The 23086-nt window shown below is 69.5% G+C and carries 22 protein-coding genes and 1 tRNA gene; 12 read left to right on the forward strand and 11 right to left on the reverse strand.

Going from position 1 to position 23086, the window contains the following annotated elements; all coding sequences use genetic code 11:
• Positions 1-51: 51 nt before the first annotated feature.
• Genes QM782_RS19785 through QM782_RS19805 form a run of 5 tightly spaced genes read right to left on the reverse strand, consistent with a single transcriptional unit; the run spans position 52 to position 4695 of the window.
• Complete coding sequence (locus QM782_RS19785; protein ID WP_415204594.1) at positions 52-519, reverse strand: MaoC family dehydratase; 468 nt, start codon at positions 517-519, stop codon at positions 52-54.
• Positions 516-2123, reverse strand: a complete 1608-nt coding sequence (locus QM782_RS19790) for an acyl CoA:acetate/3-ketoacid CoA transferase (protein ID WP_415204595.1) — start codon at positions 2121-2123, stop codon at positions 516-518. Before QM782_RS19790 ends, QM782_RS19785 begins: the two co-directional genes overlap by 4 nt.
• A 10-nt stretch (positions 2124-2133) precedes the next feature.
• Positions 2134-3276: an acyl-CoA dehydrogenase family protein gene (locus QM782_RS19795; protein WP_415204596.1), complete on the reverse strand. Its 1143-nt coding sequence runs from the start codon at positions 3274-3276 to the stop codon at positions 2134-2136.
• A 7-nt stretch (positions 3277-3283) separates the two neighbouring features.
• Positions 3284-3679: a tautomerase family protein gene (locus QM782_RS19800; RefSeq protein WP_415204597.1), complete on the reverse strand. Its 396-nt coding sequence runs from the start codon at positions 3677-3679 to the stop codon at positions 3284-3286.
• Between the two features lie 5 nt (positions 3680-3684).
• The gene (locus tag QM782_RS19805; protein WP_415204598.1) at positions 3685-4695 is read right to left on the reverse strand and encodes a LacI family DNA-binding transcriptional regulator; all 1011 of its coding nucleotides are present in this window, start codon (positions 4693-4695) and stop codon (positions 3685-3687) included.
• A gap of 183 nt (positions 4696-4878) precedes the next feature.
• Here QM782_RS19805 and QM782_RS19810 point away from each other — a divergent pair, with 183 nt between their 5' ends.
• From QM782_RS19810 to QM782_RS19830, 5 genes are all read left to right on the forward strand, one after another.
• On the forward strand, positions 4879-5811 hold the full coding sequence (locus QM782_RS19810) for a dihydrodipicolinate synthase family protein (RefSeq protein WP_415204599.1): 933 nt from the start codon (positions 4879-4881) through the stop codon (positions 5809-5811).
• Positions 5812-5825: 14 nt separating this feature from the next.
• Entirely contained in the window at positions 5826-6716 is an 891-nt protein-coding gene (locus QM782_RS19815; protein ID WP_415204600.1) for a dihydrodipicolinate synthase family protein, read from the forward strand.
• Positions 6717-6811: 95 nt separating this feature from the next.
• Positions 6812-7528, forward strand: coding sequence for an amino acid ABC transporter ATP-binding protein (locus tag QM782_RS19820; RefSeq protein WP_415205694.1), 717 nt, complete (start codon positions 6812-6814; stop codon positions 7526-7528).
• Between the two features lie 8 nt (positions 7529-7536).
• Entirely contained in the window at positions 7537-7965 is a 429-nt protein-coding gene (locus QM782_RS19825; protein WP_415204601.1) for a DUF3830 family protein, read from the forward strand.
• Between the two features lie 38 nt (positions 7966-8003).
• The gene (locus tag QM782_RS19830) at positions 8004-8432 is read left to right on the forward strand and encodes an acyl-CoA thioesterase (protein ID WP_415204602.1); all 429 of its coding nucleotides are present in this window, start codon (positions 8004-8006) and stop codon (positions 8430-8432) included.
• 599 nt (positions 8433-9031) lie between these two features.
• On the opposite strand, the gene QM782_RS19835 is transcribed toward QM782_RS19830, so the two are convergent.
• The 4 genes from QM782_RS19835 to QM782_RS19850 all read right to left on the reverse strand — a co-directional run bounded on the left by QM782_RS19835 (position 9032) and on the right by QM782_RS19850 (position 11118).
• Positions 9032-9122 (reverse strand) — tRNA-Ser (locus tag QM782_RS19835).
• Positions 9123-9146: 24 nt separating this feature from the next.
• Entirely contained in the window at positions 9147-9524 is a 378-nt protein-coding gene (locus QM782_RS19840; protein WP_415204603.1) for a DUF2237 family protein, read from the reverse strand.
• A 229-nt stretch (positions 9525-9753) separates the two neighbouring features.
• On the reverse strand, positions 9754-10671 hold the full coding sequence (locus QM782_RS19845) for an SPFH domain-containing protein (RefSeq protein WP_415204604.1): 918 nt from the start codon (positions 10669-10671) through the stop codon (positions 9754-9756).
• A 15-nt stretch (positions 10672-10686) separates the two neighbouring features.
• The gene (locus QM782_RS19850; protein ID WP_415204605.1) at positions 10687-11118 is read right to left on the reverse strand and encodes an NfeD family protein; all 432 of its coding nucleotides are present in this window, start codon (positions 11116-11118) and stop codon (positions 10687-10689) included.
• Between the two features lie 122 nt (positions 11119-11240).
• Here QM782_RS19850 and QM782_RS19855 point away from each other — a divergent pair, with 122 nt between their 5' ends.
• A complete protein-coding gene (locus tag QM782_RS19855; protein WP_415204606.1) occupies positions 11241-13595 on the forward strand; it encodes an Orn/Lys/Arg decarboxylase N-terminal domain-containing protein in 2355 nt (784 codons plus the stop codon).
• Here the strand turns inward: QM782_RS19855 and QM782_RS19860 are convergent.
• Together QM782_RS19860 and fabI are read right to left on the reverse strand one after the other, a co-directional pair.
• Entirely contained in the window at positions 13577-14470 is an 894-nt protein-coding gene (locus QM782_RS19860) for a DNA ligase (RefSeq protein WP_415204607.1), read from the reverse strand. The genes QM782_RS19855 and QM782_RS19860 overlap by 19 nt on opposite strands.
• Complete coding sequence (gene fabI, locus QM782_RS19865; RefSeq protein ID WP_415204608.1) at positions 14424-15206, reverse strand: enoyl-ACP reductase FabI; 783 nt, start codon at positions 15204-15206, stop codon at positions 14424-14426. The genes QM782_RS19860 and fabI overlap by 47 nt, the downstream gene beginning before the upstream one ends.
• A gap of 100 nt (positions 15207-15306) precedes the next feature.
• Between fabI and QM782_RS19870 the strand changes: the two genes are divergently transcribed.
• The 6 genes from QM782_RS19870 to nusA all read left to right on the forward strand — a co-directional run bounded on the left by QM782_RS19870 (position 15307) and on the right by nusA (position 23075).
• Positions 15307-17142, forward strand: a complete 1836-nt coding sequence (locus QM782_RS19870) for an extracellular solute-binding protein (protein WP_415204609.1) — start codon at positions 15307-15309, stop codon at positions 17140-17142.
• A gap of 18 nt (positions 17143-17160) precedes the next feature.
• Positions 17161-18174, forward strand: a complete 1014-nt coding sequence (locus QM782_RS19875) for a microcin C ABC transporter permease YejB (protein WP_415204610.1) — start codon at positions 17161-17163, stop codon at positions 18172-18174.
• 10 nt (positions 18175-18184) lie between these two features.
• Positions 18185-19249, forward strand: coding sequence for an ABC transporter permease (locus QM782_RS19880; protein WP_415205695.1), 1065 nt, complete (start codon positions 18185-18187; stop codon positions 19247-19249).
• Positions 19246-20850: an ABC transporter ATP-binding protein gene (locus QM782_RS19885; protein WP_415204611.1), complete on the forward strand. Its 1605-nt coding sequence runs from the start codon at positions 19246-19248 to the stop codon at positions 20848-20850. Before QM782_RS19880 ends, QM782_RS19885 begins: the two co-directional genes overlap by 4 nt.
• A gap of 112 nt (positions 20851-20962) precedes the next feature.
• Positions 20963-21550 carry a ribosome maturation factor RimP gene (gene rimP / locus QM782_RS19890; protein WP_415204612.1) on the forward strand — a complete coding sequence of 196 codons (588 nt, stop codon included), beginning with the start codon at positions 20963-20965 and terminating at the stop codon, positions 21548-21550.
• Between the two features lie 25 nt (positions 21551-21575).
• Positions 21576-23075, forward strand: coding sequence for a transcription termination factor NusA (gene nusA, locus QM782_RS19895; protein WP_415204613.1), 1500 nt, complete (start codon positions 21576-21578; stop codon positions 23073-23075).
• Positions 23076-23086: the final 11 nt, after the last annotated feature.

Consider the following 23086-nt stretch of genomic DNA (forward strand, 5'->3'; position numbering starts at 1 on the left):
GGAGAAGCAAAAAGCGGGCAAGCGGGGGCGCAGGGCGTCGAGGGAATCGACTCAGCGCGCTGCGGTCTCGCGGCACGCCACCAGGGCCGCGTGCTGCGCCTCGATGACGCATTCGCCGCGCTGGTTCACCAGCTGCAGCGCCTCGGTGACGACGCCCCGGCCGCCGCGCGCGGACAGGCGCTTGTCGATGAAGCGGAAGCGCACATGCACCTCGTCCCCGGCCACCACGGGGCGCACGAAGCGCACGCCCTCCCAGCCGAGCGAGGCGATGGAGCTGTTCTCGTAGAGCTTCATGGAGGTCTTCAGCCCCTCCATCAACGACAGGCCGAGCAGCCCGTGCGCGATCACGCCGGGGAAGCCGCGCGACTTCGCATAGGCGGCATCGGTGTGCAGCGGATGGTGGTCCTGCGTGACGTCGCAGAACTGCGCGATCGCCTGCGCACTCACGCGGTGCGGCGGGCTGCGCATCTCAGTGCCCACCACGACGTCCTCGAACCACAACTCGTGCGACGGGTTCATCGTGCGGCCTCCTGGCCGGCCGCCCGGCGCGCACGCTGCCGCGGCGCCTGGGCGACGAACGCGGCGTGCATGCCCATCGGGCCGGGCCGGAAGATGCGCGGGTCCATGGTCCTGAGCGACGCGCTCACGCGCACCTCGAAGCCTACCTGGTCGAGCACGTCCTCCTTCAGCCGCACGCCCGGCGCGACCTCGGTCAGCACGATGCCGTCGGCTTCGAGTTCGAACACGGCGCGGTCGGTCACGAAGGTCACCTGCTGGCCGCGCTGGCGCGCCAGCGCGCCGGAGAAGCTGATCTGCCCCACGGCCGGCACGAACTTGCGGAACTTGCCGTCGCGGCGGATCGCGAGCTGCCCGTCCTCGACGCGGATGTCGGCGTCGCCGCCGGTCAGCGAGCCGCTGAACACCAGGCGCTGCGTGTTCTGCGTGATGTTGATGAAGCCGCCCGCGCCGTCGTAGCGGCGGCCGAAGCGCGTCACGTTGACGTTGCCCTGGCCATCCACCTCGGCGAAGGACAGGAAGGCGCAGTTCAGGCCGCCGCCGTCGTAGAAGTCGAACTGGTAGCCCTGGTCGAGGATGACGCGCGGGTTCACCGCGGTGCCGAACTCGCGGGCATGGCCCGGCACGCCGCCGACCACGCCCGATTCGACGGTGAGCGTGATCAGCTCGTCGATGCCTTCTTCGGCCGCGACGTTGGGGATCATGGCCGAGATGCCGACGCCGAGGTTCACCACGTCGCCGGGCCGCAGCTCGAAGGCGGCGCGGCGCGCCACCACGCGGCGCGCGTCCATCGGGTCGGGCGCGATGCCGCTGGAGGGCAGGCGCGTCTCGCCGCAGCGGGCCGGGTCGTAGCGCGTGGTGTAGGTCTGCAACTGCTCGGGCTCGACCACCACGTGGTCGATCAGGAAGCCGGGAATCTTCACCATGTGCGGGTGCAGCGTGCCGCGGCGCACGCGGCGCTCGACCTGGCAGATCACCAGCCCGCCTGCGTTGTGCACGGCCTGCGCCATCGACAGGTCCTCGCGCGCGGTGGCCTCGTGCTCCATGCTGACGTAGCCGTCCTCGTCGACCGAGGTGCCGCGGATGAGCGCCACGCTGGGCACGCCGGGGGCGCGGTAGAAGAGGTAGTCGGCGCCGGCCACGCGCACGCGCTCCACCAAGGGCTCGGTGGTGCGCGCGTTCATGCGGCCGCCGTCCTGGGCCGGGTCCATGTAGGTGCCCAGGCCCACGTGCGTGAGCACGCCCGGCTGGCGGCCGGCCATCGCGCGGCACAGGTGCGTCATCACGCCCTGCGGGAAGTTGTACGCCTCCACCTCGTCGTTCACGATCATCTGGATGAACGGCAGCTGCATCCCGAAGTTGCCGCCGATCACGCGGCGCACCAGCCCGGGGTGCGCGAAGCGGCACAGGCCTTTTTCGGTCAGCGCGCCCACGCCGGTGACGTGGAAGAGCGTGATGGCGTGCGGGCCCCGGCCGGCCAGGAAGCGGCGCTCGACCGCCTCGAAGAGCGCCTCCGGCACGCCGGAGCCGCCGTTGCCGCCGGTGATGACGAAGTCGCCGTCGCGCAGGAGGGCCGCGGCTTCGTCGGCTGTGATGCAGCTGATCATGGGGCGCTCCTCAGGCCAGTTCTTTCTCGACCTGGCGCGCGATGATCACGCGCTGGATCTGGTTGGTGCCTTCGTAGATCTGCGCCAGGCGCACGTCGCGGAACAGGCGCTCGATGCGGTAGTCGCGCGAGTAGCCGTTGCCGCCATGGATCTGCAGCGCGTTCGACACGTGCTGCATCGCCATGTCGGTGGTGAAGAGCTTGGCGTGCGCGGCTTCCTTGGCATAGGGCAGGCCGGCGTCGCACAGGCGCGCCGCGTGGTGGATCAGCAGCCGCGCGGCGGCGATGTCGGTGGACATGTCGGCCACCATGAACTGGATCGCCTGGAAGCCCATGATGGGGCCGCCGAACTGCTTGCGCGTGGTGGCGTAGGCCACGGCGTCCTCCATCGCGGCCTGGGCCATGCCCAGCGCCATGGACGACATCAGCAGGCGGCTGAAGTTGAAGTTGCCCATCGCGGTCTTGAAGGCCGTGTTCTCGGCGCCGATCAGCGCGTTCCCGGGCACGAGGACGTCCTCCAGCACGATCTGGCAGTCCTCCAGGCCGTGCATGCCCAGCAGTTCCTCGTTCTTGCCGCGGCTCACGCCCTTCTGGCGGGCATCGACCATGAAGCAGCTGATGCCGCGGTGGCCCGCGTCCTTGCCGGTGCGTGCGAAGACCATGATGCGGTCCGCCACGCCGCCCAGGGTGACCCAGGCCTTGGTGCCGTTGATCACCCAGCCGTCGGCGGTGCGCCTGGCCGAGGTCGTGATGCTGGCCGTGTCGGAGCCGTAGTCGGGCTCGGTCATGGCCGTGGCCATGACGATGGAGCCGTCGAGGATGCCGGGGATCAGCGCCTTCTGGCTTTCGTTGCCGTGGTGGTGCAGGAACAGCGCCGCCTCGACCGGGATCGCGAAGGCGTTGCCGATGGCGCCGCTGCAGCGCGCCAGCTCCTCCATCACCAGGCAGGTGCCGACGGTGTCGAAGCCCGAGCCGCCGGCGGCCTGGGGCAGGCTCGTCCCGAACAGGCCCAGCTCGGCCATGGCGCGGTAGAGGGGGCGGTCGAAGCGGTCCTCGCGGTCGATGGCGGCGGCGCGCGGCAGCACCTCGGCCTCCGCGAAGCGGCGCGCGGTGTCGCGCAGGGAAATCTGGTCGTCGGTGTAGAAGTGGCTCATGTCGGATTCAGTCGGCGGTGCTGGAGGCCGGCTCGTCGCTGGCGAGGTGGCCGTCGTGCGCGACTTCGTCGCGCTCGCGGTCGAGGAAATACACGGCAACGTTGGGGCTCGAGGTATCGAAGCAGGCCGCCAGCGCGGGCGTGACGGCCGCGGCGACGGCGCGCCGCTCCTGCGGGCTGCGCCGGTAGGCGTGCACCTTCACGAACACGCGCGAGCCGCCCGCTTCGGGCAGGCCCAGCGCGCCCGCGTGGGCGTAGTCGGCGCCTTCGACCGGCTGGAAGTAGATGGTCACGGTCGACGGCAGGACGCCGAAGCCGTCGACGATGCCGCGCGTCACGACGCCGGCGAGTTCCCGTTTGCGGGCGGTGTCGGCGCGGGGCGCCAGGATTTCCACGTAAGGCATGCGATTCAGGAGTTGGACAGGTTCAGGCAGGACGCGCGCTCGATCAGGCGCGAGCCCACGCGGTATTCGCGGCCGCTGTTGGAGACGCCGCCCAGGCGCTGCAGCAGCCGATCCACGGCCAGGTTGGCCATTTCGGCCGCGCCGCTGTCGACCACGCTGATGGCCGGGCGCTGCCACTCGAACCAGGGCGAGTCTTCGTAGAACAGCAGCGACAGGTCCCGGGGCACCGACAGGCCGCGCTCGGCGATCACGCGCAGCACGCCGACCGACGATTCGTGGTTGGCGACGAACAGTGCCGTCGGCGGCTCGGGCAGCGACAGCAGCGCGCTGGCCGCCGCGACGCCGGTGGCGGGCAGGTAGCGGCCGGCCTGGACGAGGGACGGGTCGATGGGCAGGCCCGCTTCGTGCATGGCGCGGCGGTAGCCCGCCAGGCGCTCCTTGCCGGAGGTGGTCTCGCCGGGGCCCACGATCAGTCCGATGCGCCGGTGCCCCAGCTCCAGCAGGTGCCGGGTGCCGTTGTAGGCGCCGTCGAGGTCGCCGGCCAGCACCGATTCGAGCGGCGCGGCGCCCGCCTGCCGCACCGCGCAGATGACGGGGATCTCGGCGTGCTCCATCGCCAGCAGCTGGGCGCCGTTGGCGCCGGTGGGCACGGCGATCAGGCCGTCGACGCCGTGGTCGACCAGCGTGCGCAGGATTTCCTTCTCCTGCGCCGCATCGTCGCGGCTGATGCTGAGGATGACCTGGTAGCCCGCCGCCTGCATCCGGGCCTGGGCCACCGAGGCCAGCACCTGGAAGGAGGCGTTTTCCAGGTTGTGGACCGTCAGGCCGATGAGGCGCGAACTCTTGGTCTTGAGCGCACGGGCGAAGTTGTTGGTGCGGTAGCCCAGGGCAGCGGCGATCTGCACCACGTGCCGCATGGTGGCCTGGTTGATGAGGCTCGAACCGGCCAGGGCGCGCGATGCCGTGGCCACGGAAACGTCGGCGGCACGCGCCACGTCGCGCAGCGTCACCGCCATGGTGCACTTCCGGATGTGCCCCGGGATGGGGCGTTGATTGCAATCGTTTGCATATTTTTATGCTAGCTCTATCCGTTGAGTTTTCGCAATTCCATGACAATCTTGTCGGGATAATTGTCATATTGATTGCAATCGATTGCAATGATGCTCCATACTGACAGCCTCACCGACCCATGGATCGACATGTCCTTGCGCATTTGCGGCGGCGGCGTCTGGCCCGCCACTCTCACCCCCTTCACGCCTGACGGCGGCATCGACGCCGCGGCGCTCCAGGCCCACATCGCCGACGTGGCCGGCACGCGCGGCGTGCGTGCGGTGGTCGTCAACGGCCATGCCGGCGAGACCACCTCGCTGGACTTCGCCGAACGCGGCCGCGTCGTCGCGCTCGCGGCCGAGGCATCGGGCGGCGTGCCGGTGGTGGCCGGCATCGTGGCCGACGATCCGCGCGGCGCCTGCCGGCTGGCGCGCGAGGCGGCGGCCGCCGGTGCCGGCGGCCTGCTGCTCTTTCCGCCCGCGCTCTTCGCCCAGGGCGCGGCGGCACGGCCCGACATGGCCCGCCGCTTCGTCGGCGAGGTGGCGGCCGCCAGCGACCTGCCGATCGTGCTGTTCCAGCTCTCGCGTACCTCGGGCCAGGCCTTCAGCCCCGCGCTGGTGCAGCGCCTGTGCGAGGAGGTGCCGCAGATCGTCGGCGTGAAGGACGGCAGCGACGCGCCCGACCTGTACGAAGACGTGCTGGCCGTGCTGCGCGGCCTGCCGCGCCCGATGGCGATGCTCACCAGCAACAACAGCTGGCTCATGGCCTCGCTGGCCTACGGCGGCGACGGCATCCTGTCGGGCCTGGGCAGCGTGGCCGCGCCGTTGCTGGTCGCGTTGCACGAGGCCATGTCGGCCGGCGACCTGGCCGCGGCGCGCGCGGCGAACGCGCGCCTGGTGCCGCTGTGCCGCGTGTTCTACCGCGCGCCCTACCTCGACATCCACAACCGCATGAAGACCGCGCTCAAGCTCATGGGCCGCCTGCGGCATCCGGCGCCGCGCCCGCCGCTGCTGCCGCTGGACGATGCCGAGACCACGCGCATCCATGCCGCGCTGGCGGCCGCCGGCCTGCTGCCGGCGTGACAGGAGAACACGCAATGAAGACCTTCCGCGGCACCTACACCATCATGGTCACGCCCTTCGATGCCGAAGGCGCGGTCGACCTGTCCACCCTCGAACGCTATGTGGACTGGCAGATCGAGTCCGGCATCCACGGCCTGATTCCGCTGGGCTCGACTGGCGAGTTCCTCTCGCTCGGCGACGAGGAGTTCGAGCAGGTGGCGGCCACCGTGATCCGCCGCGCGGCGGGCCGGGTGCCGGTGCTCATCGGCACGACGGCCGAGGACACGCGCGTGGCCGTCCGCCGCAGCCGCCAGGCCGAGGCGCTGGGCGCCGACGGCGTGATGGTGCTGCCGCCGTTCTACTGCACGCCCACCGATGCCGAGGTGCTGGCGCACTACCGCGCGATCTCCGATGCGATCGGCATTCCGATCATGGTCTACAACAACCCGGCGGTGACCAACATCGACCTGCGTCCGCCGCTCGTGGCGAAGCTGTCGGAGATCGACAACTGCCGCTACATCAAGGAATCGACGCTGGAGGTGACGCGCGTGCGCGACATCGTGCGCCTGACCGACGGACGCATGCACGTGTTCGGCGGCATCATGGGCTACGAGTCCTATGTCGAAGGCGCCGTCGGCTGGGCGGCCGTGCCCTCCAATGGTGCGCCGCGCGAGATGGCGCGCATCCACGACCTCGTGCAGGCCGGCCGCTTCGCCGACGCGCGCGAGATCGCCTTCCGCCATTTCCCGATGATCGACTTCGTGGCCGGCCAGTCCTACGTGGCCGGCACCAAGGCCCTTCTGGCGGCCATGGGCCTGCCCGTGGGCGACCCGCGCCCGCCGCGGCTGCCGCTCGATGCCGCGGGCCATGCCGCGGCGCGCCGCATCGTGGCCGAGCTGGGCCTGCGCGCATCCTCTTCCACCTGAAACCGCGGAGCCTGCCCATGACCGCATCTCTTTCCGCCTCCCTTTCCGCTTCCCGGGTCGACGCAGCGGACGGAAGAGCCGAACTCGTCATCCGCATGGTCGGCGTGCAGAAGTGGTACGGCGACTTCCAGGTGCTCAAGGACATCGACCTCGAAGTGCGGCGCGGCGAACGCATCGTGATCTGCGGCCCGTCGGGCTCGGGCAAGTCGACGCTGCTGCGCTGCATCAACCGGCTGGAAGAGCACCAGGAAGGCCAGATCGTGGTCAACCGCGTGGAGCTCACCAACGACATGCGGCGCATCGATGCGGTGCGGCGCGACGTGGGCATGGTGTTCCAGCACTTCAACCTGTTCCCGCACCTGACCATCCTGGAGAACTGCACGCTGGCGCCGGTGTGGAGCAAGAAGTACACGCCCAGGGAAGCGAAGGACGTGGCGATGGCCTACCTGGAGCGCGTGCGCATCCCCGAGCAGGCGCACAAGTACCCGTCCGAACTCTCGGGCGGCCAGCAGCAGCGCGTGGCCATCGCCCGCGCGCTGTGCATGGGCCCGAAGGTGATGCTGTTCGACGAGCCCACCTCCGCGCTCGACCCCGAGATGGTCAAGGAAGTGCTCGACACGATGGTGTCGCTGGCCGAGGACGGCATGACCATGCTGTCGGTCACGCACGAGATGAACTTCGCGCGCCAAGTGTCCAACCGCGTCATCTTCATGGACCGCGGCTGCATCGTCGAGGAAGCGCCACCGCAGGAATTCTTCGGCAACCCGCGCCACGAGCGCACCCGCCTTTTCCTCAGCCAACTGCTGGATTGAACCGACCCATGACCCGCATCCGCATCCAGGCCGCCGGCCACACCTTCATCGCCGAGACGCATCCCGATGCCCCCCGGACCGTCGAAGCCTTCCTGTCGCTGCTGCCCTACCGGCAGAAGATCATCCACGTGCGCTGGAGCGGGGAGGGCTGCTGGGTGCCGCTGGGCGAGTGGAAACTCGAACTCGGCGGCCAGCCGGTGGGCTTCGAGAACCACACCAGCCACCCGTCGGTCGGCGACATCCTGTTCTACCCCGGCGGCTACAGCGAGACCGAGATCATCATGGCCTACGGCGCCTGCAGCTTCGCCAGCAAGCTGGGCCAGCTCGCGGGCAACCACTTCCTCACCGTCGTCGAAGGCAAGGAAAACCTGCGCGCGCTGGGCGTGAAGGTGCTGTGGGAAGGTGCGCAGGACATCGTCTTCGAGCGCATCGACTGAACGCCGTGCTCTCCGGGGGGCCGGGGGACAATCCGGGCATGAGCAACAAGACCATCACCTACGACGTCCGCGTCGAGTTCGGCGACTGCAACCCGGCCGGCATCGTCTGGTACCCGAACTTCTTCGGCTGGCTCGACGCGGCCTCGCGCCACTTCTTCGCCGCATGCGGCGTGCCGCGCTGGGAAGAGACGGCCGCGACCCTGGGCGTGATCGGCACGCCGCTGGTGGACACCAAGGCCCGCTTCGTCCGCACCGCCAGCTACGGCGACACGCTGCACATCGCCGTCGCCGTGCGCGAGTGGCGCGAGAAGAGCTTCGTGCAGGGCTACCGCGTGACGCGCCACGACCCCGAGGGCGAGACGCTGATCCTGGAAGCGGAGGACGTGCGCATCTTCGGCGGCAAGCGGCCCGACGGCCGGCTGTGTGCGCTGCCGATTCCGCCCGAGATCCGCGCGCGCTGCGAATAGTCCGCGCGCCGGCCCGGGCTTTCGGGCCGGATCGGTCTCCCGTGTCCGTCCCGGCTCCGCACGAGAAATGTGCGTCGGCATCGTGGACGGCCCGGCGTCCGGGCCGTCACCGTTTTCAGGCACGGAGCGTCGGACTCCTGCGTTCGGCGTTCCTGCCTATTCGGTAGGCACCGTGGCCGCAACCCGCATCTGGCAACGCGTCCGGAAGATTGTCATAGGGTTGTCCACAGTGTTGCCCACGCGCGATCGGGACAACTGGACCGCTCCGAATTGCTTGACGCACGCCCCTGCGAGGCAGGCATCGGGCTGACCGGATCAGGAAACCCAGGCGAACCGGAATGCGTTGTGGTCCGCAGGACGTACATGCTGCGCGACCGAGGCCGCCAGCGGCATGCCGCGTTCGCTTTCGCTGGCTGACCGGCGAAGGTTCGATCCGGGGAAGGTGTGGCAGCGGGCCGCGAGGTCGCTCGTGTCCGGTCGACCGCCTTGGCCAGCAAGCCCAAGGCCTCTTTGAACGGACGCCATGAAACGAAAAAGCCCTGCAGAGCAGGGCTTCACGTGATCGTTCGGGACTGCATGGGTCCCATGCGATCGAATCTTGGCGGAGCAGGCGGGATTCGAACCCGCGGTGGGCTATTAACCCACACACGCTTTCCAGGCGTGCGACTTAAACCACTCATCCACCGCTCCGTGGGAAGCCCGCGATTGTAGCAGTCAATTCGAGGGACTCCGCTGCGGCCAGGCGTGGCGCTGCAGGTCTTCCAGCAGCACGAATTCCAGCGCGCCGATGTGCGTGGACTCCAGCACCACCCAGGGCGCGCAGCCGGCTTCGTGCGCCTCCTTCCAGCGGGCAGCGCACAGGCACCAGCGGTCGCCGGGCTTGAGGCCGGGAAAACGCAGCTCGGGGCGCGGCGTGCTCAGGTCGTTGCCGCGGCGCCTGGAGAACTCCAGGAACTCGGCGGTCATGCGCGCGCAGACCACGTGCGCGCCCAGGTCGGTCGCGTCGGTGTTGCAGCAGCCGTCGCGAAAGTAGCCGGTCAGCGGGTCGTAGGAGCACGGCACCAGTTCGGAACCCAGTACGTTGTGTTCCATGGCCCGGCTCAGAAGCGGTGAACGAACCGATCGCGCCGACGACGGGGTGCGCCGGGCCACAGGCGTCGGCGCAGGCCGCCGCCCTGGCGGGTGCCAGGGCGGGGACTGCAACACCCGCACGCGGCCCGGCGTTCTGCGGCTCGCAGGGCGAGGCCCCGGGTGCGGAGACGACGCTGCGAACGGGTGCTCATGGGCGGCCTTGCGGTGCGGGTGGTTCGTTCGTAGGTTTTCACGGCTTGGGCGGCTGCGCGCGGACCATCTGCATGGCCGAGCCGATCAGCGCGGCCACGTCGGTCATGTTGCTCGGCACGATCAGCGTGGTGGTCGCGTCGGCGGCGACCTTGCTGTAGGCGCCGACGGCGCTCTCGGCCACCTTCAGCTGAACGGCCTCGCTGCCGCCGGGCTGGCGGACCGCCGCGGCCACGCGCTCGATGGCCTGGGCCGTGGCGTCGGCCACGGCCGTGATGGCCGCCGCCTCGCCCTGGGCCTGGTTGATGGCGGCCTGCTTCTCGCCTTCGGAGCGCGCGATGAACGCCTCGCGCTCGCCGGTGGCGATGTTGATCTGCTCCTGGCGCCGGCCCTCGGACGCGGCGATCAGCGCGCGCTTCTCGCGCTCGGCCGTGATCTGCGCCTGCATCGCGCGCAGGATCTCGGCCGGCGGCGTCAGGTCCTTGATCTCGTAGCGCAGCACCTTCACGCCCCAGTTCAGCGCCGCCTCGTCGATGGCGGCGACGACCTGGGCGTTGATGATGTCGCGCTCCTCGAAGGTCTTGTCGAGCTCGAGCTTGCCGATCACGCTGCGCAGCGAGGTCTGGGCCAACTGCGTGACGGCGACCACGTAGTTGGACGAGCCGTAGCTCGCGCGCATCGGGTCCGTGACCTGGAAGTACAGGATGCCGTCGACCTGCAGCTGCGTGTTGTCGCGCGTGATGCAGACCTGGCTGGGCACGTCCAGCGGGATTTCCTTCAGGTTGTGCTTGTAGGCCACCTTGTCGATGAACGGGATCAGGAAATTCAGGCCCGGCGACAGCGTGCTGTGGTACTTGCCCAGCCGCTCCACCACCCAGGCGTTCTGCTGCGGCACGACCCTGATCGACTGCGAAATGAAGACTGCCGCGATGACCAGCAGTACGAGAGCGACTTCCATCCACGAATCTCCTGTTCAGGCCTTGTCCACCACGAGCCGGTTGCCGACCACGCCGACCACGCGGTGCAGCCCGGCCACCGGCGGCTGCCGGCCGTGCGGCACCACGGTCCAGCGCGCGCCGCGGTAGTGTACGGAGGCCGTGCCGTCCGGCGCCCAGTGGTCTACCGTCAGCGTCTCGCCGATGTCCAGGTTCAGGGCGGGGTCGGCCTCGGCGTGCTTCCTGCGGCCGCGCGCGCTGCGCACCGCGTACCAGAGGGCCACGGCGCCGCCGCCGACGATGGCCGCCGTGGCCACCTGCGCGCTCATGCCGATCGCCAGGTAGCTGGCCAGCGCGGCGGCCGCGAAGCCCAGCGCCAGCATCAGCAGGTAGAACGTGCCGGTCAGCATCTCGGCCACCACGCAGGCGCCGGCCAGCAGCCACCAGACGGTCGAATCGGCGATGCCCATGGAAGGCCTCCTTCATTGGATCAGCGCCGCATTGTGGGACAAATGCCGCAGCCCGCCTTCGGACGGAAATACATTGTCCTTACACTTCGCGCCTTCGCATTTCCCCAGGCCCGGAGCCGCCCATGAAATTCCGCTTTCCCATCGTCATCATCGACGAGGACTACCGTTCGGAGAACACCTCCGGCCTGGGCATCCGCGCGCTGGCCCAGGCGATCGAGAGCGAGGGCTTCGAGGTGCTGGGCGTCACCAGCTACGGCGACCTGTCGCAGTTCGCGCAGCAGCAAAGCCGCGCCAGCGCCTTCATCCTGTCGATCGACGACGAGGAGTTCGGCGCCGGCCCGGACCTGGACCCCGCGGTGCTGAACCTGCGCAAGTTCATCGAGGAGGTGCGGCGCAAGAACCTGGACGTGCCGATCTACGTGTACGGGGAGACCAAGACCTCGCGGCACATGCCCAACGACATCCTGCGCGAGCTGCATGGCTTCATACACATGTTCGAGGACACGCCGGAGTTCGTGGCGCGCCACATCATCCGCGAGGCCAAGAGCTACCTGGAGGGCGTGCAGCCGCCGTTCTTCAAGGCGCTGCTGGACTATGCCGAGGACGGCTCGTACTCCTGGCACTGCCCCGGCCACTCGGGCGGCGTGGCCTTCCTCAAGAGCCCGGTCGGCCAGATGTTCCACCAGTTCTTCGGCGAGAACATGCTGCGCGCGGACGTGTGCAACGCGGTGGAGGAGCTGGGCCAGCTGCTGGACCACACCGGCCCGGTGGCCGAGAGCGAGCGCAACGCGGCGCGCATCTTCAACGCCGACCACTGCTTCTTCGTGACCAACGGGACCTCGACCTCGAACAAGATGGTCTGGCACCACACCGTGGCGCCGGGCGACGTGGTGGTGGTGGACCGCAACTGCCACAAGTCCATCCTGCACGCGATCATCATGACCGGCGCCATCCCGGTGTTCCTGAAGCCGACGCGCAACCACTACGGCATCATCGGCCCGATCCCCGAGCAGGAGTTCTCGCCCGACGCGATCCGGGAGAAGATCCGCGCCAACCCGCTGCTGCGGGGCGTGGACGCGGACACGGTCAAGCCGCGCGTGATGACGGTCACGCAGTCCACCTACGACGGCGTGCTCTACAACACCGAGACCATCAAGCGCATGCTGGACGGCTACGTGGACACGCTGCACTTCGACGAGGCCTGGCTGCCGCACGCCGCCTTCCACCCGTTCTACGGCGCCTACCACGCCATGGGCAAGCGCCGCGCGCGGCCCAAGGAGTCGCTGGTGTTCGCCACGCAGTCCACGCACAAGCTGCTGGCCGGCATCAGCCAGGCCAGCCACGTGCTGGTGCAGGACTCGCAGCACCGCAAGCTGGACCGCCACCTGTTCAACGAGGCGTTCCTGATGCACACCTCGACCAGCCCGCAGTACGCCATCATCGCCAGCTGCGACGTGGCCGCGGCGATGATGGAGCCGCCCGGCGGCAAGGCGCTGGTGGAAGAGAGCATCCTGGAGGCGCTGGACTTCCGCCGTGCGATGCGCAAGGTCGAGCAGGAGTTCGGCGACGGCGAATGGTGGTTCAAGGTCTGGGGGCCCGAGCGCCTGGTCGAGGAAGGCATCGGCCGCGCCGACGACTGGATCATCAAGGGCGAGGCGCGGGCCGCGCAGTGGCACGGCTTCGGCGAACTGGCCGACGGCTTCAACATGCTGGACCCGATCAAGTCCACCGTGGTCACGCCGGGGCTGGACCTGGACGGCAACTTCGCGGCCGAGGGCATCCCGGCCAGCATCGTCACCAAGTTCCTGGCCGAGCACGGGATCATCGTGGAGAAGACCGGGCTGTACAGCTTCTTCATCATGTTCACGATCGGCATCACCAAGGGCCGGTGGAACACGCTGCTGGCGGCGCTGCAGCAGTTCAAGGACGACTACGCGAAGAACCAGCCGATGTGGCGCATCCTGCCGGAGTTCTGCCAGCAGCACCGCCGCTACGAGCGCATGGGCCTGCGCGACCTGTGCCAGCACGTGCACCAGCTCTACGCCCGGTACGACGTCGCGCGGCTGACGACGGAGATGTACCTGTCGGACCTGCAGCCGGCCATGAAGCCCAGCGACGCCTACGCCCACATTGCCCACCGCAAGACCCAGCGGGTGCCGATCGACGAGTTGGAAGGGCGCATCACCACCAGCCTGGTCACGCCGTACCCGCCGGGCATCCCGCTGCTGATCCCGGGCGAGGTCTTCAACAAGAAGATCGTGGACTACCTGAAGTTCTCGCGCGAGTTCAACCTGCTGTGCCCGGGCTTCGAGACCGACATCCACGGCCTGGTGGAGATCGAGGACGAGCACGGCAAGGTGCACTACTACGCCGACTGCGTGGCCGAGGGCGCCCCCATGCCCGAATCGCAGAAGGTCACGCGCGCCGAGGACGTGATCCAGGTCGGCAGCAACGGGCCCTACGGCCGCACGATCTGATCGGCGTCCCCGCGCACGCGCAAAAAGCGCGCGTGGCGTGGCAGGCCGCTGGCGTTCAGGCCGTCGTAGCGGTAGGTGACCAGGCTGCCGACGGGTGGCGGGTCGGCGCGCTGGGCGTCGGTGAAGCCGGTGCCGAGCCGGAAACGCCGGCCTTCGCCCGTTTCCACCAGCAGGGCGCCCAGGCGGCCGGCGTGCCGGCCGCGGCCGGGCAGCAGCGCGATCACGCGGGCCTCGGCGTCGTCGTGGGGCTTGAATTTCAGCAGGTCGTCGCTGCGTTCGCTGCGGTAGGGCGCGCTGCCCAGGTGCAGCATCAGGCCTTCGCCGCCAGCACGCACGACGCGGTCCAGCTCGGCCTGCAGCGCGGCGTGCGTGGTGGCGCGGTGCTGTGGCACGGGCACGGCCCAGGGCGCGCCGGCGACCGGCAGCAGCCGGCGCAGGCGGGCCAGCCGCGCGTCGAAGTCGCCGGGCTCGGCCGGCAGGTCGAACACCATGAAGCGCATCGCACGCCAGGCCCCGTCCACGGGCCGCTGGCCGCGCACCGTGGACAGCGCCTGCTCGAAGCGGCCGCGGCCGGCCCAGAGTTCGCCGTCCATCGGGAGCGCCGGCAGCGGCGCCGTGAACCAGTCCGGCGCGGTGATGCGTTCGCCGCCGCGGGTGAACAGCTGGCGGCCGTCCCAGTAGCCGCGCACGCCGTCGTATTTCTCGCTGACCCAGTAGCCGGCCAACGGCATGCCGCGGCGGTAGACGTTGGCCAGCATCAGCCGCGGCGGCGCGGCAACGGCGGGCAGGGCCGCCGCCAGCGTTGCCAGCAGCAGCGCGCGCCGCAGGCTATTCGTCGAGCCCGCCGACCACCTGGCTGAAGCCGCCGTCCACATAGGTGATCTCGGCCGTGACGCCGCCGGCCAGGTCCGACAGCAGGAAGGCCGCCACGTTGCCCACGTCCTCGATGGTCACGTTGCGGCGGATCGGCGAGACGGCGGCTACGGCCGGCAGCAGCTTGCCGAAGCCCTTGATGCCGCTGGCGGCCAGCGTCTTGATCGGGCCGGCGCTGATGCCGTTCACGCGGATGCCGCGGGGGCCCAGCGAGCCGGCCAGGTAGCGCACCGAGGCTTCCAGGCTGGCCTTGGCCAGGCCCATGGTGTTGTAGTTCGGCACGGTGCGCACGGCGCCCAGGTAGGTCAGCGTCAGCAGCGCGGACTTGTCGCCGAGGTAGGGCAAGGCCGCCTTGGCCATGGCCGGGAAGCTGTAGGCGCTGATGTCGTGCGCGATCTTGAACGCCTCGCGCGACAGGCCTTCGAGGAAGTCGCCGGCGATGGCCTCGCGCGGCGCGAAGCCGATGCTGTGCACGAAGCCGTCGAACTTGGGCCAGGTCTGCGCCAGGTCGGCGAAGAGCCGGTCGATCTGCGCGTCGTCGCCCACGTCGCAGTCGAACACCAGGGTGGAACCGAACTCGGCCGCGAACTCGGTGATGCGGTCCTTGAAGCGCTCGCCCACGTAGCTGAAGGCCAGCTCCGCACCCTGTTCGTGGCAGGCCTTGGCGATGCCGTAGGCGATGGATCGGTTGGACAGCACGCCGGTGATCAGCAGCTTCTTGCCAGTGAGGAATCCCATGTCGTCGGTTCTCGTTCGGGTTGCGGGGGGCACAGCGCTCCCGGGCGCGTTCGTTCAGGGTTCGCCCGGGCGCGCAAGGGGATTGATGCAGAATTGTCGCATGCGGGTTTGGCTGCTCCTGTTGCTCGTGCTGTCGGTGTTTCGCGCGGCTCCCGCATGGGCCGTGTACGCCGTGGGCATGGGCTACGAGCCCAAGTACCCGCCGACGTTCGCGCACTTCGACTACGTCAACCCGGACGCGCCCAAGGGGGGCGCGATCACGCTGTCGGCCAGCGGCAGCTTCGACAAGCTGAACCCGTTCACGCTGCGCGGCCGCCCGCCCGCGGGCATGGGCTATTCGGCGAACGGCTTCGTGTTCGCCGAATACGGCCTGCTGTTCGACTCGCTGATGACGCACAGCGAGGACGAGCCGTTCACGGCCTACGGCCTGCTGGCGCAGGACATCGCGCTGGCGGCCGACGGCCTGAGCGTGACCTTTCGCCTGAACCCGGCGGCGCGCTTCTCGGACGGCGCGCCGGTGCTGGCCGCGGACGTCAAGCATTCGTTCGACACGCTGATGAGCAAGCAGGCGGCGCCGACCTTCCGCTCGTACTGGTCCGACGTGAAGGGCGCCGTCGTCGTCGACGAGCGGACCATCCGCTTCGACTTCAAGCGGCGCAACTCGGAGCTGCACATGATCCTCGGCCAGCTGCCGGTGTTCTCGCGGCGCTGGGGCGAGGGCAAGCCGTTCGACCAGGTCGTCTCCGAGGCGCCGATCGCCAGCGGCCCGTACGTGATCGACCAGGTGGCGTTCGGGCGCCGCATCTCCTACCGGCTGCGCGAGGACTACTGGGCCCGGGACCTGCCGAGCCGCAAGGGCATGTTCAATTTCGGCCGGGTCGACTACGAGTACTTCAAGGACCGTGTCGGCGAGGAAGAGTCGCTCAAGGCCGGCGCCCTGGATGCGCTGGAGGAGGCGTCGATCAGTGCCTGGGTGCGCCGCTACAGGGGTAGGCGCTTCGAGTCGGGCGAACTGGTCAAGGAGGAAATCGCGCACCGGCGCTTCACCGGCATGCAGGGGCTGGTGCCGAACCTGCGCCAGCCGCGCTTCGCCGACGTGCGGGTGCGGCAGGCGCTGGCGCTGGCGTTCGACTTCGACTGGATGAACCAGCACCTGTTCTACGGCCGGCGTGCGCGCACGCAGAGCTATTTCCAGAACAGCGACGACCTGATGGCGCAGCCAGCCATGAGCGAGCAGGAGCGCGCCTTGCTGGCGCGCCTGCCGCACCGCGAACGCTACGAGGCGATGACGCAGGGCGCCCTGCCGCGTCCGGCCGCCACCGGCGACACGGCGGCGGGCCTGCGGGCCCAGCTGGTGCAGGCGCAGGCGCTGCTGCGCGAGGCCGGCTGGACCTTCCGCGACGGGGCGCTGCGCAACGCCGCCGGCGAGGCGTTCGTGATCGAAATGGACCTGCCCGACCGCGCCTCGGAAGGCGTGCTGAGCAGCTACGTGCGCAACCTGGCCAAGCTGGGCATCGAGCTGCGGATCCGGCTGCGCGACCCGAGCCTGATCAAGAAGCGCCAGGACGAGTTCGCGTTCGACATGGCGATCAACATCCTCGGCGGCTCGTCCAGCCCGGGCAACGAGCTGTACGACGACTTCGGGTCGAAGTCGGCGCAGGAGCACGGCAGCCAGAACCTGAGCGGCATCAGCGACGTGGTGGTGGACGAGCTGATCGAGCTCATCGTGTCGAGCCCGGACCGGCAAACGCTGGCCGCCGCCACGCGGCTGCTGGACCGCTTCCTGCTCCACCAGCACTACGTGGTGCCCATGTACTACGGCAGGCAGTACTTCATGGCCCACAAGCCGCGGCTGCGCCATCCCGAGCCGGCGCTGCCGCAGCGGCTGCTGGCGGGCTCCTGGCTGCTGACCATGTGGTGGCTGGAGCCGAACTGACGAGGCAGCGGGAACGACATGGTCGCCTACATCGCACGACGCGTGCTGCTGATGCTGCCGACGCTGTTCGGCGTGCTGCTGCTGAACTTCGCCATCATCCAGTTCGTGCCCGGCGGGCCCGCCGAGCAGTTGCTCGCGCAGCTGACCGACAAGGAGGCCCGCGCGGCCGGCGGCGCCGGCGGGCGGGCGCTGGACCAGCAGCAGATCGCGGAGATCAAGGCGCTCTACGGTTTCGACAAGCCGGCCTCGGAGCGCTTCGTCCAGATGCTGGGGCAGTACGCGCGGTTCGACCTGGGCAAGAGCTTCATGCAGAACAAGAGCGTCAGCGCGCTGATCGTCGAGAAGCTGCCGGTCTCCGTCAGCCTGGGCCTGTGGACCTTCTTCATCAGCTACCTCATCGCCGTGCCGCTGGGCGTGGCCAAGGCCGTGCGCGCGGGCTCGCGCTTCGACTTCGTGACCACGCTGATCGTGCTGGTGGGCTATGCGATCCCGGGCTTCGTGCTCGGCGTGGCGCTGCTGGTGATCTTCGGCGGGCAGCTGCAGTGGTTTCCGCTGCGCGGGCTGACCTCGGCGAACTGGGAGCAGCTGAGCTGGGGCGCGCGCATCGTGGACTACCTGTGGCACATCGCGCTGCCGGTCACGGCCATGGTGCTGGGCAGCTTCGCCGTGACCGCCATGCTGACCAAGAACTCGTTCCTGGAGGAGATCCGCAAGCAGTACGTGCTGACGGCGCGCGCCAAGGGCCTGGACGAACGCCGCGTGCTGTGGAAGCACGTGTTCCGCAACGCGCTGATCCCCATCATCACCGGCTTTCCGGCGGCCTTCGTCGGCGCCTTCTTCGCCGGCTCGCTGCTGATCGAGACGCTGTTCTCGCTCGACGGCCTGGGCCTGCTGAGCTACGAGAGCGTGATCCGGCGCGACTACCCGGTGGTGCTCGGCACGCTGTACCTGTTCACGCTGATCGGCCTGGTGACCAAGCTGCTCAGCGACCTCAGCTATGTCCTGGTGGATCCACGGGTGAAATTTGACTAGCAGCGCCGCCATCACCACGGCGACCGGGCCGGCCTCGGCGGTCGAACCGGCGCATCTCTCGCCCGGCCGGCGCGCCTGGCAGCGCTTCCGCCGCAACCGGCTGGGCTTCTGGAGCCTGGTGGTCTTCTGCACGCTGGTCGTGCTGAGCCTGTGCGCCGAGGTGCTGTCCACCGACCGGCCGCTGGTCGTGCGCTACGAGGGCCAGACCTATTTCCCGGTCTGGCGCGACTATCCGGAGACGACGTTCGGCGGCGACTTCGACACGCCGGCCGACTACCTGGACCCGTTCATCCGCGCGCGCATCACCACCGGCGGCAACTGGGCCGTCTACGCGCCCAACCCCTACGGCCCGCGCACGCTGAACTACTTCGCCAGCCAGCCCAATCCGGCCGCGCCCTCGCGCGAGAACCTGTTCGGCACCGACGACCGCGGCCGCGACCTGCTGGCCCAGCTGGTCTACGGCTTTCGCGTCAGCGTGCTGTTCGCGCTGGCGCTCACCGCCATCGGCGTGGTGCTGGGCATCGTGACCGGCGCCATCCAGGGCTACTTCGGCGGCAGGACCGACCTGGCGTTCCAGCGCTTCATCGAGCTCTGGGGCTCCATGCCCGAGCTGTACCTGCTGATCATCTTCAGCGCGATCTTCGCCCCCAGCGTGGCGCTGCTGCTGGCGCTGCTGTCGCTGTTCGGCTGGATGGGGCTGTCGGACTACGTGCGCGCGGAGTTCCTGCGCAACCGGCAGATGGACTACGTGCGCGCCGCGCGCGCGCTGGGCGTGTCCGACCTGGCGATCATGTGGCGGCACATCCTGCCCAATTCCATGGTGCCGGTCGTCACCTTCCTGCCGTTCCGCATGAGCGCGGCCATCCTGGCGCTGACCTCGCTGGATTTCCTGGGCCTGGGCGTGCCGCCGGGCACGCCCTCGCTGGGCGAGCTGCTGAGCCAGGGCAAGGCCAACATCGACGCCTGGTGGATCTCGATCTCCACCTTCGGCGTGCTGGTGGTGACGCTGCTGCTGCTGACCTTCATGGGCGATGCGCTGCGCGACGCGCTGGACCCGCGCAAGGCCGACCGATGAGCCGGCCGCTGCTGCTCGACGTCCAACAGCTGCGCGTGGCCTTCGGCGGCCACGACGTGGTGCACGGCGTGGACCTGCAGCTTGCGCCGGGCGAGAAGCTGGCGCTGGTCGGCGAATCGGGCTCGGGCAAGACCGTGACGGCGCTGAGCCTGCTGCGCCTGCTGCCGCAGGCCGGCGTGTCCGGGCGCGCGCTGTTCCAGAGCCGCGGCGGCTGGGTCGATCTGGCGCGGCTGCCCGAGCGCGAGCTGCGCGCCATCCGCGGCCAGGAGATCGCGGTGATCTTCCAGGAGCCGATGACCGCGCTGAACCCGCTGTACACGGTCGGCGAGCAGATCGCCGAGGTGCTGCAGCTCAAGCAGGCGCTGCTGCGCGGCGAGGCCTGGCGCGAGGCCGTCCGCCTGCTGGGCGGCACCGGCATTTCCGAGCCGGAACGGCGCGCCGCCGCCTACCCGCACCAGCTCTCCGGCGGCCAGCGCCAGCGCGCGATGATCGCCATGGCGCTGGCCTGCAAGCCGGCGCTGCTGCTGGCCGACGAGCCGACCACGGCGCTGGACGTGTCGCTGCGTGGCCAGATCCTGGACCTGCTGTCGGACCTGCAGCGCAGGAACGGCATGGCCGTGCTGCTGATCACCCACGACCTGAACCTGGTGCGCCGCTTCGCCGACCGCGTGGCCGTCATGGAGGCCGGCCACGTCGTGGAGCAGGGCGGCGTGGAGCCGATCTTCGGCCAGCCGCGCCATGCCTACACCCGGCGGCTGATCGACAGCCGGCCGCGGCGCGACGTGGCCGAGACGCCCGCCGAGGGCGCGCCGGTGCTGCAGGTGGAGCAGCTGCGCGTGAGCTACCCGGTCGCGCTGCCCGGCCTGGCCGGCTGGTTCCGCAAGGGCCGCTACGAGGCCGTCAAGGGCGTGGACTTCGCGGTGCCGCCGGGCCGCACGCTGGGCGTGATCGGCGAATCGGGCTCCGGCAAGTCCACGCTGGCGCTGGCGGCGCTGGGGCTGCTGCCGTCCGAAGGGCGGCTGGGCGTGGCCGACGGCGCCTGGGGCCGCGGCCGGCGCGCCGACCTGGCGCTGCGCCGCGCCGTGCAGGTGGTGTTCCAGGACCCGTTTTCCTCGCTGTCGCCGCGCATGACGATCGAGGAGATCGTCGGCGAGGGCCTGCGCGTGCATGCGCCCGAGCTGCCGCTGGCCGAGCGCGGCACGCGCGTGCGCCAGGCGCTGGCCGACGTCGGCATGACCGCCGAGCGCTTCCCGGGCCTGCTGCAGCGCTACCCGCACGAGTTCTCTGGCGGCCAGCGCCAGCGCATCGCGGTCGCCCGCGCGCTGATCGTCCAGCCGCGGCTGCTGGTGCTGGACGAGCCCACCAGCGCGCTGGACGTGACGATCCAGAAGCAGGTGCTGGAACTGCTGCAGCGGCTGCAGCGCGCCCGCGGCCTGGCCTACCTGCTGATCACGCACGACGTGGACGTGGTGCGGGCGATGGCGCATGCGGTGATCGTCATGAAGGACGGCGCGGTCGTCGAATCCGGCCCCGCCGTCCAGGTGCTGGGCGCGCCGCGCCACGCCTACACCCGCGCGCTGGTCGCTGCCGCGACCGCCTGAACGGCTGGCGAATTTCCTACAATTTGCGCTAGAATCCACGTTTCACGACCAACTGGGCGGGTAACTACCGGCCCTTTTTTTTTGGTCGCGTTTTCCCGAGGGTGAAGGACACGTGGCATTGCAGGAGCTGACGGCCAGGACCGTGCAAGGTCTGGGGTACGAACTGGTGGAGATCGAACGCTCCGCAGGGGGCTTGTTGCGCATCACGATCGACCATCCCTGGACGCCCGGGGCCGCCGAGCAGTTCGTCACCGTCGAGGACTGCGAGAAGGTCACGCGCCAGCTGCAGTTCGCGCTCGAGGTCGAGGGCATCGAGTACCGCCGGCTGGAGGTGTCCTCGCCCGGCATCGACCGCCCGCTGCGCACCGAGGCCGATTTCGAGCGCTTCGTCGGCGCGCTGGTGGATGTGACGCTGAAGGCCCCGCTGGGCGCCGCGGCCGGCGGCCAGGTGGCGGCCAACCGCAAGAAGTTCCGCGGCCGGCTGGAGCGCGCCGAGGCCGGTGCCGCCGCGCCGTGGCAGCTGCTGTGGAGCGACGAGCCGCCGGCGCCCAAGCCCGGCCAGAAGCCGGGCCGCAGGAAGAAGGCCGAGGAAGTGCCCGTGCACGTGTTGGGCTTTGCGCTGGACGAGCTGCGCGAGGCGCGCCTGGCGCCGGTGGTGAATTTCAAGGGCCGCGGCGGCGCCGCGCCCGCCGAAGGATGAATGAAGACTGCAGGAGATGCCTGACATGAACCGCGAAATGCTGATGCTGGTCGATGCGATCTCGCGCGAGAAGAACGTCGAGCGCGACGTCGTGTTCGGCGCGGTCGAGGCCGCGCTGGCCCAGGCGACCAAGAAGCTCTACCAGGGCGAGGTGGACATCCGCGTCGCCATGGACCGCGACAGCGGCGAGTACGAAACCTTCCGCCGCTGGCTGGTGGTGCCCGACGCGGCCGGCCTGCAGAACCCCGATGCCGAGGAGCTGTACTCCGACGTCAAGGAGGACATCCCCGACATCGAGGAGGGCGACTACATCGAGAAGCCGGTCGAGTCCGTGCCGATCGGCCGCATCGGCGCCATGGCCGCCAAGCAGGTCATCCTGCAGAAGATCCGCGACGCCGAGCGCGAGATGCTGCTGAACGACTTCATGAGCCGCGGCGACAAGATCTTCGTCGGCACCGTCAAGCGCATGGACAAGGGCGACATCATCGTCGAGAGCGGCCGCGTCGAGGGCCGGCTGCGCCGCGGCGAGATGATCCCCAAGGAGAACCTGCGCACCGGCGACCGCGTGCGCGCGATGATCATGGAGGTCGACCTGACGCTGCGCGGCGCGCCGATCATCCTGTCGCGCTCCTCGCCGGCCTACATGGTCGAGCTGTTCCGCCAGGAGGTGCCGGAGATCGAGCAGGGCCTGCTGGAGATCAAGTCCTGCGCGCGCGACCCGGGCTCGCGTGCCAAGATCGCCGTGGTCTCGCACGACAAGCGCGTCGACCCGATCGGCACCTGCGTCGGCGTGCGCGGCACCCGCGTGAACGCGGTCACCAACGAGTTGGCCGGCGAGCGCGTGGACATCGTGCTGTGGAGCGAGGACCCGGCCCAGTTCGTGATCGGCGCGCTGGCGCCGGCCAACGTCTCCTCCATCGTCGTGGACGAGGAGCGCCACGCGATGGACGTGGTCGTCGACGAGGAGAACCTGGCCATCGCGATCGGCCGCGGCGGCCAGAACGTGCGCCTGGCCTCCGAGCTGACGGGCTGGAAGATCAACATCATGGACGCGGCGGAATCGGCGCAGAAGCAGGCCGAGGAGACCGACAAGAGCCGCCGGCTGTTCATGGAAAAGCTCGACGTGGACGAGGAGATCGCCGACATCCTGATCGCCGAGGGCTTCACCAGCCTGGAGGAAGTGGCCTACGTGCCGCTGCAGGAGATGCTGGAGATCGAAAGCTTCGACGAGGAAACCGTCACCGAGCTGCGCGCCCGCGCCAAGGATGCGCTGCTGACCATGGAGATCGCCAAGGAAGAGGGCGGCGGCGAGGTGTCGCAGGACCTGCGCGACCTCGAAGGCCTGTCGGCCGAGATGATCGACAAGCTCCATGCGAATGGGGTGAATACCCGCGACGACCTGGCCGACCTGGCCGTCGATGAACTCACGGAAATGACCGGCCAGTCCGCGGACGAGGCCACGGCCCTGATCATGAAGGCACGCGAGCACTGGTTCGCCGGCAGCGATGCCGCCTCTCACGAGTAATGGCCATGAAA

The organism is Pseudorhodoferax sp., from assembly GCF_047601025.1.
Classification (GTDB): domain Bacteria; phylum Pseudomonadota; class Gammaproteobacteria; order Burkholderiales; family Burkholderiaceae_C; genus Pseudorhodoferax.